Raw genomic sequence first — 12,577 nt, 5'->3', positions numbered from 1 at the left:
GAAATTAGCGGTGGCATATTGACGGGTGAGCGCCACTGAGTACTAGCCCTCGCGTGTCGCCCATCGAGCAACTTTCCGGCTATCAGCCGAGCGGAAGGGGCAGGGTGCAGTTACTTGTGCGAATCCATGCTGCCTGCAATTCCCTCCGTACCGCCGCCTGTCAAATCGAAACGGGATCGCGATTAACCCAAGCCTTCCTAGACTTGGCCGGCGCCCCCGTCACCCATCAAATCTGAGCCGGTCATGTAAGAACTCTGGTCAGACGCCAAAAACAGTGCTGCGTTGGCCATCTCCTCGGCGCGGCCGAGCCTGCCGAGCGGAATCATTCCGAGGTACATGTTCACCAAAGCCTCGCGCGCTTCGGGCGTGGGTGCCTGCGAGTCGAGAATTGGGGTATCGATCACGCCTGGACTGAGGGTATTGACGCGAATGCCGCGGTCCTTGAATTCCGCAGCCCAAGTGCGGGCATAGGAGCGCAACGCCGCCTTGGTGGCCGCGTACGCGGTGTGGCCCGGAAAGCCTTTGAGGTGCATCGCCGACGAAACCAAGACGATCGAGCCACCCCGTGTCATCAGCGGCAGAAGCTTCTGGACCAGGAATACCGGGGCGCGGGCGTTAAGGTTGAACGTTTTGTCGAAGTGAGCAGGCGTGAGAGTTTCAATCGAAGCCTCCTCCGTCAAACCCGCGTTGGACACGATGATGTCGATTACACCCTTCTTCGCCTTTATGGTCGCGGCTACCTGATCAATATCAGCGAACTTTGTGACATCAGCTTGCAAAGCCGTCGCGTTTGGCCCGAGCAGCTCGGCGGCCTGATTAACTTCGGATTGCCGGCGACCGAAAAGAAAGACATGAGCACCCTCGGCGACGAACCTTTGTGCGATAGCCAAACCGATACCGGACGTTCCGCCGCTAATAACGGCAACCTTGCCAGAGAGAGTGGGCATTTTAAAACCTTGAATGTTGGAGAGATCAAGAAAGAACTGCTGAGACCAGCCCGCATTTGTTCGTAGGGTTTTTCATTTAACGACGCAAATGCGGGTTCGTCCTCGGCAGTTCGAAGACACGCCTTTGGCACAGCGCTTACGATTCAACGCACGGCAGTCGCCAGCTCTATTCGCGCGGCCCGCCTTTCACTTCGGGCGGGTCCGCGATGAATCGGCCTATCGCGAACCGCCTGCAGCATCGATAAGCGAACCAGTAATCCAACCAGCATCGGCGGAGGAAAGGAACGCGACGATGGTGGCGACATCGCCGGGTTGTCCTGCGCGGCCAAGCGGCGTTGCAGCGATCATCATTGCTTCGAAGTCGCCCTCAAGGCCAGCCGATTTAAAGCCTTCTGTCTTCACTGCGCCCGGGTTCACGGCGTTGACGCGGATTTGCTTGGGTCCTAGCTCTTTTGCGAGAACTCGCGTAATCGGTAAGCGCTCGATCTGGCACACGGGACCAACGTGGCCACATGGCAACGGTTGCGTCAATACGGTGGTTGGACCAAGCGTTGTTACGCGGTCAAGGCGTAGGCTTCGAGAAGTTAAACGGCAGCAGGTCGCTAACATCGGCGTCTAATGCTCGTTGCGGCAATTCGCTGAGTACCCGTACGAGATATGCATAAGGTTCGACGTTGCACGCTCGGCACGTGAGCATCAAGCTGTAGATCATGGCGCTGGCCTTCGCACCGGCAACGGTGTCACTGAACAACCACGAGGATCTGCCGGTACAGAATGGCCTGATGTCGCGCTCGATCACGTTGTTATCGATTGGGGCACGCCCATCGTTCACGTAGCGGCTCAGGTACGTCCACTGATTGCGTGTATAGGAGATCGCCTTGCCCAGCAGGCTCTCAGGAAGGATCTGCGGTGCCAGTTCGTCAAGCCATTTCCTGAAGGATTCGAGCAGCGGCACGCTGTGTTGCTGGCGCAGCCGGAAGGTGTAATCGACGCGCGTCTCGCCCTCGGGCAGATCTCCCTTTGCGAGTGTTTCGACCTGGTAGAGCGCCTTAAAGTATTCCAGTGCATCTGCTGCACGCCCGCCTGGTTTCTTCATGCTCTTGAAGGCATCAACAAACGTGCGTCGCGCGTGGGCGAGGCAGCCGAAGTGGGTCGGACCTTCGAGCGTGCGCCAGGCGGCGTATCCATCGGTCATCAGCAGGCCCTTGTAGCCCGCGAGGAACGCCTGGGGATATTGCTGAGCGCGCCCCGGCTGGTAGTCGAACAGCACGACGGGTTCGGAGCAGTCTTCAGCGCTACGGTACACCCACATATACGACGTGCTCTGGGCGGTTTTGCCCGGCTCCTTGAGCACCTGCACCGTGGTTTCGTCGCCGTGAATCAGCTGTTGCGACAGCAATGTCTTGCGCAGCGCCTCGTACAAACGGCTGTAATGCAGCTCAGCAGGCCGAATGATCCAGTTCGCCAGCGTAGCGCGTCCGACTTCGATGTCCGCGCGCGCCAGCGCATGGGCCATCCGGTATAGCGGTGTTCCGTCAACGTATTTGCCCGCGGTGACCGTGGCGATCATCGCCGCACTGGCATTGCTGCCCGGCAATGGCTGGGCCGGCATCGGTGCGGTGATCACAGGAGTGCGCTCGGCGTGGCGTTCGCAGTGGCGACACGCATATTTGAAGCGCACGTGCTGGAGCACCGACGCCTTTACTTCGATGTGCAACTGTTCGCTAAGCTCTTCACCCATGCGGTGCAGTGCGTGCGCGCAGCACGGACATACCTTCGCGTTCTCGGGCAGGTCATATTCGATGCGTTGGCGTGGCAGGTGCGCCGGTAAAGGCTTACGTCCCGGTTTGCTTCTCGGGGGTGCCGCCGGATCCGGCAGGCCCGTGTCGGGGAGCACGAACGCGTCGTCAGTGGCGTCGGCGTCCATGTCGTCGGGTTCGGTGCCGGTGATCTGTTCGGCCTCGTCGAAGACGCGATCCTTGAGCTTCTCGCTGCTTGGGGCGAAGCGCTTGCTTTGCGCGAGCCGAAACTGCTCTTCGAGCTGAGTGATCCGTTCGCCCAATTGCCGGTTGCGTGTCTCGAGTTCACGGATATAGGCCTGGGCGGCTGGTGGCAATCGGGAGAAGTCGTCTTCGTTCATGCCTCCACGATAACGAAGTCGCACGCGCGATGGGTTTACGGTAATTTGTAACAGGCCGGCCGATGCTCACAGGTGACGCGCAACGCTCAACTGGCGTGATGGTACGACCGTACCGGGTGGCGGCGCACAGCATCAATGTCGATGCCCTCCAGGAGCCAGTGCAACTGCTCGCTCGTCAGCTTGACGACGGTCTGCTGCCGTCGTGGCCAGACGAAGTGGTCTTCTTCGAGGCGCCTCAACATCATCCAGAAACCGTTGCGATCGTAGAACAGCAGTTTGACCCGGTTGCGTTTGCGGTTGTGGAAGGCGAACACGGCGCGTGCAAACGGATCGAGTTGCATGGACTGCTCGACAAGCGTCACGAGACTATTGATGCCGGCCCGGAAGTCGATCGGTTCGCGATGCAGGAAGACCGTCAGGTCTGCTTCGAAGCGAAACATCAACGCGCTCCCAATGCGGCAACCATCGCATTGACGATTACCACGTCCTCTGCTGAACATTCGAGCTCGAGCTTCACGCCGTTGGGCAGGTGGGCAGACAGCCGTGCCAGTCGGGTTGAGCGTGGCGAAACGCAGGATGATTCCGCTCGGGTGGCACGGTGCGATGCGGGCGCGGATGCCATGACTGCTGTCGGCTCGTCGATTGCGACCACAGGAATAAAAGCTGACGCTGCAACCGGTCCGTAGTGGGAGGTTAGGGACTGCGGCTGTTCACGCGCGCGAACCCATTTATGCAACTGGTTGGCGTTCACCCCAGCCTTCAGGGCAAGGCCCGATAACGAGGCGCCGGGCCGCAGACAGGCTTCGACGAGTCGTCGTTTGTCCGCCGGATCGAAGCTTCGCTTGCCGCCGACACCAACACGCGTCACGCGTAAGGGCAAAAAACTGAGGTCATCTTCTGTCATGGATTGCGTCCGCAAAGTGAGGTTGCGGACGCAATCGTGAGCCTTCTTAACAACGCAAGCTAGGTGTGCGAAATCGCGCGCTTACCGTAATCGAGTTCACTGCACCCTTGGTGCCGGAGTAGACGACCGAAGTCGGCGGCGTCAGCTCACCAACCACCGATCCGATATTCACAATGCTTCCGCCTTCGGCAGGGAACAATGCCAGCGCAGCCTTGCTCGCGAAAAGCAGACCCGAGACATTGGTGCTGAACATGGCCGTGATGCTTTCACTAGTGACGGATTCCAGTGGTGCGAACGAGTAGATTCCGGCGTTGTTGACAAGAATGTCCAGCTTTCCGTATGTCTCTTTGGTAGCGGCAAACAACCGGGCGATGTCAGATTGAACAGCAACGTTGGCCTGAACTGCAATAGCCTTTCCGCCAGCGTTGACGATATCGCCCACAACGCGGTCAGCGTCGACCTTGCTCGACGAATAATTGACTACGACCGAAGCGCCTTGGGACGCTAGTTCCTTGGCGATAGCGGCGCCGATACCTTTTGAAGAGCCAGTAACGATGGCGACTTTATTTGCGAGCTTTTGTTGCTGTGACATGGTGAATCCTTTGTGAGAGAGCCAACGGAGTTGGCGTTGATTGAGCATCACCCCTTTATCGAACGTTGATAAGGCGCACAATCGAACTTTCTACTATTCATCCCAGACATGACCGACAGTATTTCGGCGCTGAAACTCTTTGTGCGTGTGGTTCGGACGGGGAGCATTTCGAAAGCCGGACGTGAGTTCTCGCTGTCACAGCCCTCGGCGTCGCGCGCTATCGCCATGCTCGAAAAGGACGTGGGTGCCCCGCTGCTTATGCGTTCTACCCGTGCCGTGGTCTTGACAGAGGCGGGCGCGGACTATCTTGCACGCATCGAGCCTATCCTTGCCGCGCTCGACGAAGCCAACCAGGCGGTGCGCGGGGCCGACCAGCTCCAAGGAGAGCTGCGTGTGGCGTTGCCGGCGACATTTGCTACACGGGAGGTCATACCGAAACTTCCAGCCTTCCTTGACAGGCATCCTGCACTGCGGATCAATCTCTTGATGGACGATGCCAGGCAAGACTTGCTTCGCGAAGGCGTCGATGTTGCCATTCGCTTCGGTACGCTTGCAGATTCGAACGCAACGGCTCGGCTGCTATGCAGGAACCAACGAGTGATGGTAGCCTCGCCGGAATATCTAAGTCGCGCGGGCGTTCCCGATTCGCCGCCTGACCTTTCAGACCATCAAATAATTATTGGGCCGTCCGCGAGCATGGCAAGCTGGTCGTTTGAACGCGACGGTCGAGCGCAATCCATTCGCCTCGAAGGACGTGTTGCGACAAGTTCCAACGACGGTGCCACGGCTGCCGCAGTAGCAGGACTCGGAATCGTGGGTACAGGATTGATGGGATGCAGCGCCGAATTATTGGACGGAAAGTTGATAAGGGTTCTGAAGGACTGGGATATGGGGACAACTGAGATCCACGCGGTTTTTCCTGCTGGGCGGGCTGCAAAACTTGCGGCGAAGACTTTCGTTGAATATTTGATAAGTTTTCTTCAAAGCCACGAGCAGTAGATACTTTTCGACACCACGGCGCGAGGTGCTTACACGATGTGCGCGGCATTGTCTTTGTCGCATACGAAAGGCGGAGTGTGGCTTTCGGGTTGGTCAGCGTTAATGCAACGGACCGAGATACTCTTTCTTGCCAATTGCGACACCTTGATGTCGCAAAATCGCGTGGGCAGTCGCGATATGGAAATAAAAGTTGGGCAACAGGAAACGGGTCAAATACTCAAAACCGGTCATGTCGCCGTTGATGCTTAGAAATCGCAGTTGAATAAGGCGCCGTTCGGCTCCGGCAAAGTCCTCACCGGTGAGCGTTGCCAAATGCTTCGCTGTGTTTCCAAGCCTAGTCTTCAGTTGCTCGATGTCTGCTTCCGTATTGGGGAAGACAGGCGCAACGGTGCCGGTCAACCTCGCAACGCCATTTTTAGCATTGTCACTCGCGCGCTGAACTTGGGCGCTGAAGGTCATCATGCCGGGGGCAAGCCGTGCTGCAAGAAGTGAGTCAGGAGCGATCCCGTAGTCGATGATGTGCTTCTGGGCATGATCGAGGTAGCCCGACATTTGCTGCAATCCACGCTTGAGAGGCTCGATGGTTAATTCCGTCATGGTAATCATTTGTCGTCCTGGTTTTACTCGTGAATCTGGTGGTGAAACATACAAGCCCCGACGACGGTCGACGCCGATCGTCGAAGTCGCCTTGGCCCTACCTCTCTCTGCTTCGCGCTAACTGCCTGAGAATCGGGAACAGCTCGGCTGGTTCGGCGCGAGCGGTGTAATCCGGATTGACGTCTGACCAGGCGATGTACCCGTCCTGCCCGATTACGAATTTCGCGGGCATGGACAGCGTCCATTCAGAATCGCCATTGAAGATGGAGAGGTCTGCACCGAGTAGCTGATGCACCTCCTGCAACTCGACCGGCAATAACCAACGAACGCCATACGCAGCGGCGACGCGGCCCAGTTTGTCCACCAATATTGGGAAGCGAAGATTGTTGTCCTGCCGTGATTGTTCGCTAAAGGTAGCTCTCTGCTGGGAGACGGCCACGAGGGTCGCGCCCAACTCTTCAATCTTTGGACGGGCTTGCTCAAAGGCGCTTAACTCAAGACTGCAATACGGACACCAGGCACCGCGATAAAACACCAAGACGACTGGCCCCTTGGACAGCAAGCCTCTAAGCGAAACTTTTGTTCCCGCGCTGTCCAGAAGAGAAATATTAGGCGCGACGACGCCGGCCTGGATCGCACGGTATGCGGCCCTATCTCTGATGAGTCTCGCGACTACGCCATACAATGCGTCCGATGAAGCGGCGTTTGTAGGGTCTAGTTCAAAGTGTGTTCTTACCTCGTCAAGCTGGTCCTGGAGTTTCACGTTAGTCCCTTATCCGGCATTGTAGAAACTTTGCCAGAGCAGGGGGTCTCAGACTAGATAGCTAAAACGCATAGTTGAAATGCACTTCATAGGGGTGAAACTTGCTGATCGCAGTCGGTTACGATGACGTCGAAATAATGCCGTAAAAGCAGCGTAGATGCTGTGCCCTGGCAGGCCTTCATCGCTTATACCGGACGATATCGACGATTGCGTCTCCCGCTGCCTCAACGGAAGAATTCTCGGAACGCTGAAAGATGCTCCTTGCGCGTCAGCTATTTGACGAGCCTTGTCCTGTAGGGCCGCGATGAATATGCTGGCGCGTTCTTCCTTCTTCCCGAAACGTCGGTAGGCAAAGCGGACGTCTCCAGCGGTAACGAATTGCGTTGGTGCCGGGGCAAGGGCATGGGGGGTCATCGATTTACACCCCAGCCCCACCGGAAACATAAAGGGTTTCTTCGGTTATCCAGCCGGCGTCGTCTGACGCGAGGAACACGACAGGTTCGCGATATCCGCCGGTTGCCCAGCACGACCCAGTGGAGTCATCGCCACCATTTGCGCCTCCATGTCCCCGCCAGAAATCCCAGCGGTGTGAAGGCCTTCGGTGAGGACTAGTCCAGGATTGACAGCGTTTACACGGATATTTTTGGGTCCGAGTTCCTTCGCGAGCGTTTTCGTGATCGTATCAATGGCGGCTTTGGTGCCGGCGTAAATACTTCTCGTTGGCGGGGCCATGGTGCTGACCACTGAGCTGATGTTGATGATGCTGCCGCCTGTCGGGGCGAAAAAAGGCAGCCCAGTCTTGGTGACCAACAGCAATTCAAAAACATTGGTGGTGAACTGTCGGTTGAAGTCTTCAAGTGTCACAGCTTCAATCGCCGAGAACGCATACACGCCGGCGTTGTTCACCAAAATATCCACTTTCCCGAACGCCATTTGCGTCGCCGCGAGCATGACGACGACCTCGCTTTCGACGCTCACACTGGCTTGTACCGCGATGGCTTTTCCGTCCGCCTTGACGATTTCGGCGACAACTTTGCCTGCCCCTGTTTGTCAGTGGCGTAGCTGACGACAACTGACGCGCCTGCCTCTGCCAGATGCTTGGCAATTGATGCGCCGATACCCTTCGATGCGCCTGTTACAACCGCAACTTTGTTTGTCAGCGTTGACATTATGCTTTCCTTTTACCTGCTTCGTGCTTTGTGGATAGATGGATCCTTAGTGTTCGTCGCAGCGTGCCGCGACTCGACCTTTCTGTTCTTGCCTCGACGCAGCCCTGATCCGCTAGCCGTCCCAGCCAGAGGCTCGAATGATGTCGCAAAAATTGATGCGCTTGAACGCGGCGTCTTTGTCCGCGAGCACATCCGCATTGATGTTTCCAAAGGTTGTCTCAGGTTTATGCTTAATACCAACGAAGCGAAATAGAAGACCCTACTCGAACGATTGAACAACAGATGAGCTTCTGTATCGCGAACGAATTGGCGTCGTCTCCTAACAGGCGTTGTAAGATCGACCGACCCAACTTGAATCGTTCCGACGTCCACCCATGAGAATCGATCCGTATAGCCTGGAGCTTTTTCTCGCAACTGCCAGAGAGGGTTCCATCGCGCGGGCGGCAAAGCGGATGCACATTGCAACATCGGCGCTCAGCCGTCGTATCGCCGATCTCGAGCTCGCCATTGGCATGCCGCTTCTGGTGCGTTCTCCGGCCGGCGTCGAGTTGACGGAAGCAGGGCGGCACGCTTTCATCCGTGCGACCAGGCTGCACGATGACCTTCAATCTCTCGGTCGTGACGTGCAATCTCTCAGCGGACAGGTATCCGGCGTCGTACGCCTGTTTGCCAATGCGTCCGCCGTCGTAGGATTTCTGCCCGAGCGACTTATGAGCTTCCAGTCGGAATATCCCCATGTCGATATCGCGTTGAACGAACGCATCAGTGACGACGTGCTGCGCGCGTGTCTGGAAGATCGTGCCGACATTGGCGTGTGCGTTGCGCCAGCGTCTGTACCGTCTGGCCTTGAATCAAGGCATTTCGCCGACGATCCGTTAATGGTGGTGCTTCCTCCCGCGCACGAACTCGCTAACGCGGATAGGCTTTCTTTCTCCGATGTCGTTAGATTTCCGCTGGTTGCACTTCAAGCGGGGGGATCACTCGATCAACTCCTCAAAGAGCGTGCCGACGCGGCGCGTGGTTCGCTTAGGATTAGTGTCACAGTCAATAGTTTCGACGCACAATGCCGGATGGTTGAGGCCGGATTGGGGATAGGCATCGTACCGACGAGCGCGGCATCGGCGTTTGCAGGCACGCGCAACTTCGTGAGACGTCCGCTCGACGAACGCTGGGGACAGCGGGAATTGTGCGTTTATGCGCTACGTAAGTCGCCGCGCCTGAAAGCCGTTCAGGCGCTGATCGAGCATCTGTCACAAACGCGGGATGAGGGTTAGCACGGACATCGTAATCGGCGATGCCCCGTTTGCCGAAACAGCACTTCGTTGCAACGCCTTCGCCGGGCTAGATTGCCAGATGGGAGACAAACATGGCAATTTTAACTCTAGCGGGCCGCGTCCTTTTTCTGAGCGCGGAACCACGTCTCATCGAACGGCAGTTGGCGGGCGAAAACCTGACGCTATCGACGGCGCACGAGCTACGCGACGACGTATCGACCGACGAGATCACGCCGATGAGCGTGCTAACGCAATATGATGAACGTCTTGGCCGTTATCCTTACGTTGGCCTGCGTGTGGGCACGAAGTGTCCGATTGGCGTGGACGACATCAAATCAAACGGCTTTTGTGTCACGGTTGCGGGCAACCGGTATGGAAAGGGTTCGTCCCGCGAACACAGCCCAGTCGCGGAGCTCAACGCTGGTATTCACCTAGTTATCGCCAAAAGTTTCGAGCGCATCTACCGACAGAACGCCGACAATCTGGGACTATTCACATCGACCGATTTTAGTCTGGTCGAGCGCATCCAGCGCGGCGAGCCGATCGACATCGACGAACTGGTTGCATCGCGCGACGCGCTGGCAGCCGCGATCTTGCGTAGTGGCGGGCTGTTGCGGTACGGCGCGACGAACATGCGTCATGTCGCGGTCACAAGTCTTGGCGCGCGGGCGGATGCCGTGCCACGCACGCTCGCCGAAAAGATTCTCGCCCGTCACGCGATCCGCACGGAGCAAACCAGCGCGACAATTGAGCCAGGCAATGGCGCTTTCGTACGTGCGGAATGGCGCTTCATCCATGAGTACTACACTGGCATGGCAACGCACATGCTGCACGCCACCTTCGGGAGGCCGCTTCAATTGTTCGATCCCGCCGGCATCCTCGCCTTTGAGGATCATCTGTCCTACTCCCATCGCAGCGAACTGCACATCAAGAACGGCCTGCTGCCTAACGTTCGCGAATTGTCGGATGCACACCGTGCCTTCGTCGATGACTACGGTGTGCGCAATCATGGCTATCTCGACAGTATCGACGGCAAACCCGCTGAGGGTTCCGAAGGTATTTCTCACGCAATGATGGCCGAGCTGTATGCGCTGCCGGGGCAAGTCGTCGTCGGCACTGATTCGCATACGCCGCATAGCGGGGCGCTCGGCTGCCTTGCGTTCGGCGTAGGGACGACGGACATGGCCAACGCGTTCGTGACGGGTGCTGTGCGCCTGACGGTGCCGCAGTCGCTGCGCATCGACATGCGCGGGTCCGCGAGTGCCGGCGTCACCGCGAAGGATCTGGTACTGCATCTGCTCGCTAACCCAAAGATTCGGGCGGGACTGGGCGTAGGCAAAGTATTTGAATTCATGGGCCCGGTGGTCGCCCGGCTCAAGACCGACGAACGGGCGACGCTCACCAACATGACAGCCGAGCTTGGCGGTTTCACCGGCATCGTGGCGCCGGACGGGGAGACGGTGCGCTTCCTGAAAGAGCGACGCGGCGTCGATTTCACGATCGAACCGTGGATGCAAAGCGATCCCGATGCCGTGTACGCGGACACGATCGTGCTTGACTGCACCGTCATCAAGCCGATGGTGGCTTTGCCCGGTGATCCGGGTAATGGCGTCGCGATCGACGAGTTGCAGGAGCGGCCGGCGATCGACGTCGCTTATGGCGGTTCGTGCACGGCGGGCAAGCGAGATGACTTCGATCACTATCACGCAGTGCTTGCGTGGGCGGCCGAACGTGGGTTGCGCGTGCCCAAACACGTGAAGTTGTACCTTCAGTTCGGCACCACCGACGTTCGCGATTACTGTGTGTCGCGCGGCTACATTGAGACGTTCGAACGCGTCGGGGCCGAGATGTTGCAGCCCTCTTGCGGCGCCTGTGCGAATTGCGGCCCCGGATCTTCCACCGACGCGTCTCAAGTCACTGTAAGCGCAATCAACCGCAATTTTCCGGGCCGCTCGGGACCCGGGCAGGTCTGGTTGGCAAGTCCGCCGACCGTTGCAGCGAGCGCGATTGCTGGCGAGATTGTCTCGTTCGACGAACTTCGGCAGCGTCACGCATGAAGATCGCGGTCATCGCCGGTGACGGCATAGGTCCAGAAGTCATTGCGCAATCGCTGCAGGTGCTCCGCGCGTTGAGGCCGTTCGGCTTCGAATTTTCGGTCAAAGCCGCACTCGCCGGTGCGTCTGCATTCGAGCAGTGCGCAAATCCGCTGCCGGAGTCGACCGTAAATATCGCAATGCAATCCGATGCCGTGCTGTTTGGCGCCGTGGATGATGCACGCTATGACCATGTTGATCGCGCGCTTCGTCCGGAGCAGGCAATTCTTGGATTGCGCAAACAGCTCGGGCTGTACGCCAGCCTTAGGCAGGTGAAGATCGAGCCGGAACTTGCATCGCTTTCGCCGCCGACGCCCGAGCGGGTGAGGGGACTGGACCTGCTAATCGTGCGGGAGTTGTCCGGCGACGTTTACATGGGCACGCCGCGCGGTCAACGTGTGATTGCGGACGGGCCGGGAGGCGGTGAGCGGGAAGGTTTCGACACGATGCGTTATTGCGAGTCGGAGGTGCGGCGCGTCGCGCAGATTGCCTTTGACGCGGCACGCGCACGCAGCAAATGTTTGTACAGCGTCGACAAGGCAAACGTGTTGGAAACTTCAAGGCTCTGGCGGCAGGTGGTGACAGAAGTCGACAAGGACTATCCGGATATTGCGGTGACCCATCAGTGCGCTGACAACGCCAGCGTGCAGACGATCGTCCAGCCGATGGCGTTCGACACCAACATCACCGGCAATCCGTTTGGCGACCTGCTGTCCGATGCGGCGTCGGCGCTGACCGGGTCGGTCGGGTTGGCGGCGTCTGCGATGTTCGGCTCAACGGGGCCGAGCCTGTACGAAGCCGGGCATGGCAGTGCACCGAATATCGCAGGGCAGGATCGGGCCAATCCGATCGCATGCATCCGCGCGGCAACATTGATGTTGCGCCACGCCGGTGGGCGCCACGATCTTGCGAATCGTATTGAAGCGTCGGTGCAACAGGTTTTGCGGCAGGGATTGCGCACGGCGGACATCTATCGACCGGGCACCCGACTCGTCGGTACGCGGCAAATGGGCGAAGCGATCGCGTGTTCGATCGGACAGCCCTGAGTTCCGTTGGCCTGATCCGGGTAAACACCTTTTCCGGTCAAACGGTTATAAAA

Annotated in this window: 11 protein-coding genes and 3 pseudogenes; 4 read left to right on the top strand and 10 right to left on the bottom strand. The window is 58.2% G+C overall.

What is annotated here, in order from left to right; translation table 11 throughout:
* Positions 1–197: 197 nt before the first annotated feature.
* The 6 genes and pseudogenes from AXG89_RS16540 to AXG89_RS16515 form a co-directional block, all read right to left on the bottom strand.
* The gene (locus AXG89_RS16540; RefSeq protein ID WP_062170945.1) at positions 198–947 is read right to left on the bottom strand and encodes an SDR family NAD(P)-dependent oxidoreductase; all 750 of its coding nucleotides are present in this window, start codon (positions 945–947) and stop codon (positions 198–200) included.
* A gap of 216 nt (positions 948–1,163) precedes the next feature.
* A pseudogene (locus AXG89_RS43040) lies at positions 1,164–1,418 on the bottom strand (SDR family NAD(P)-dependent oxidoreductase); the annotation flags it as partial.
* Between the two features lie 91 nt (positions 1,419–1,509).
* Positions 1,510–3,087 (bottom strand): IS66 family transposase, encoded by a 1,578-nt coding sequence (gene tnpC / locus AXG89_RS16530; RefSeq protein WP_062170940.1) that lies wholly within the window; start codon positions 3,085–3,087, stop codon positions 1,510–1,512.
* A gap of 86 nt (positions 3,088–3,173) precedes the next feature.
* On the bottom strand, positions 3,174–3,527 hold the full coding sequence (gene tnpB, locus AXG89_RS16525) for an IS66 family insertion sequence element accessory protein TnpB (RefSeq protein ID WP_062170938.1): 354 nt from the start codon (positions 3,525–3,527) through the stop codon (positions 3,174–3,176).
* Positions 3,527–3,991 carry an IS66-like element accessory protein TnpA gene (gene tnpA / locus AXG89_RS16520; RefSeq protein ID WP_062170936.1) on the bottom strand — a complete coding sequence of 155 codons (465 nt, stop codon included), beginning with the start codon at positions 3,989–3,991 and terminating at the stop codon, positions 3,527–3,529. Before tnpA ends, tnpB begins: the two co-directional genes overlap by 1 nt.
* A gap of 46 nt (positions 3,992–4,037) precedes the next feature.
* Positions 4,038–4,583, bottom strand: a complete 546-nt coding sequence (locus tag AXG89_RS16515; protein ID WP_062170934.1) for an SDR family NAD(P)-dependent oxidoreductase — start codon at positions 4,581–4,583, stop codon at positions 4,038–4,040.
* A 108-nt stretch (positions 4,584–4,691) separates the two neighbouring features.
* Here AXG89_RS16515 and AXG89_RS16510 point away from each other — a divergent pair, with 108 nt between their 5' ends.
* Positions 4,692–5,582, top strand: coding sequence for a LysR family transcriptional regulator (locus AXG89_RS16510; RefSeq protein WP_062170932.1), 891 nt, complete (start codon positions 4,692–4,694; stop codon positions 5,580–5,582).
* Between the two features lie 99 nt (positions 5,583–5,681).
* Here the strand turns inward: AXG89_RS16510 and AXG89_RS16505 are convergent, their stop codons facing one another.
* From AXG89_RS16505 to AXG89_RS43035, 4 genes and pseudogenes are all read right to left on the bottom strand, one after another.
* Positions 5,682–6,188, bottom strand: a complete 507-nt coding sequence (locus tag AXG89_RS16505; protein WP_062170930.1) for a DUF1993 domain-containing protein — start codon at positions 6,186–6,188, stop codon at positions 5,682–5,684.
* Positions 6,189–6,276: 88 nt separating this feature from the next.
* On the bottom strand, positions 6,277–6,942 hold the full coding sequence (locus AXG89_RS16500; protein WP_062170927.1) for a peroxiredoxin-like family protein: 666 nt from the start codon (positions 6,940–6,942) through the stop codon (positions 6,277–6,279).
* 418 nt (positions 6,943–7,360) lie between these two features.
* A pseudogene (locus tag AXG89_RS16495) lies at positions 7,361–8,111 on the bottom strand (glucose 1-dehydrogenase).
* A gap of 112 nt (positions 8,112–8,223) precedes the next feature.
* A pseudogene (locus AXG89_RS43035) lies at positions 8,224–8,349 on the bottom strand (phosphohydrolase); the annotation flags it as partial.
* A 136-nt stretch (positions 8,350–8,485) separates the two neighbouring features.
* Here AXG89_RS43035 and AXG89_RS16485 point away from each other — a divergent pair.
* From AXG89_RS16485 to leuB, 3 genes are all read left to right on the top strand, one after another.
* Positions 8,486–9,385 carry a LysR family transcriptional regulator gene (locus tag AXG89_RS16485; RefSeq protein WP_062170925.1) on the top strand — a complete coding sequence of 300 codons (900 nt, stop codon included), beginning with the start codon at positions 8,486–8,488 and terminating at the stop codon, positions 9,383–9,385.
* A gap of 92 nt (positions 9,386–9,477) precedes the next feature.
* Positions 9,478–11,442: an aconitase family protein gene (locus tag AXG89_RS16480; RefSeq protein WP_062170923.1), complete on the top strand. Its 1,965-nt coding sequence runs from the start codon at positions 9,478–9,480 to the stop codon at positions 11,440–11,442.
* Positions 11,439–12,524, top strand: a complete 1,086-nt coding sequence (gene leuB / locus AXG89_RS16475; protein ID WP_062170921.1) for a 3-isopropylmalate dehydrogenase — start codon at positions 11,439–11,441, stop codon at positions 12,522–12,524. Before AXG89_RS16480 ends, leuB begins: the two co-directional genes overlap by 4 nt.
* Positions 12,525–12,577 lie beyond the last annotated feature (53 nt).

It is taken from the genome of Burkholderia sp. PAMC 26561, assembly GCF_001557535.2.
GTDB lineage: Bacteria > Pseudomonadota > Gammaproteobacteria > Burkholderiales > Burkholderiaceae > Caballeronia.
This window is presented reverse-complemented; position numbering and strand designations above follow the sequence as displayed.

Coding starts and splice junctions, on each gene's coding strand:
- leuB (WP_062170921.1), top strand. CDS start 11,439: ATGAAGATCGCGGTCATCGCCGGTGACGGCATAGGTCCAGAAGTCATT.
- AXG89_RS16540 (WP_062170945.1), bottom strand. CDS start 947: ATGCCCACTCTCTCTGGCAAGGTTGCCGTTATTAGCGGCGGAACGTCC.
- AXG89_RS16510 (WP_062170932.1), top strand. CDS start 4,692: ATGACCGACAGTATTTCGGCGCTGAAACTCTTTGTGCGTGTGGTTCGG.
- tnpA (WP_062170936.1), bottom strand. CDS start 3,991: ATGACAGAAGATGACCTCAGTTTTTTGCCCTTACGCGTGACGCGTGTT.
- AXG89_RS16480 (WP_062170923.1), top strand. CDS start 9,478: ATGGCAATTTTAACTCTAGCGGGCCGCGTCCTTTTTCTGAGCGCGGAA.
- tnpC (WP_062170940.1), bottom strand. CDS start 3,087: ATGAACGAAGACGACTTCTCCCGATTGCCACCAGCCGCCCAGGCCTAT.
- AXG89_RS16515 (WP_062170934.1), bottom strand. CDS start 4,583: ATGTCACAGCAACAAAAGCTCGCAAATAAAGTCGCCATCGTTACTGGC.
- tnpB (WP_062170938.1), bottom strand. CDS start 3,527: ATGTTTCGCTTCGAAGCAGACCTGACGGTCTTCCTGCATCGCGAACCG.
- AXG89_RS16505 (WP_062170930.1), bottom strand. CDS start 6,188: ATGATTACCATGACGGAATTAACCATCGAGCCTCTCAAGCGTGGATTG.
- AXG89_RS16485 (WP_062170925.1), top strand. CDS start 8,486: ATGAGAATCGATCCGTATAGCCTGGAGCTTTTTCTCGCAACTGCCAGA.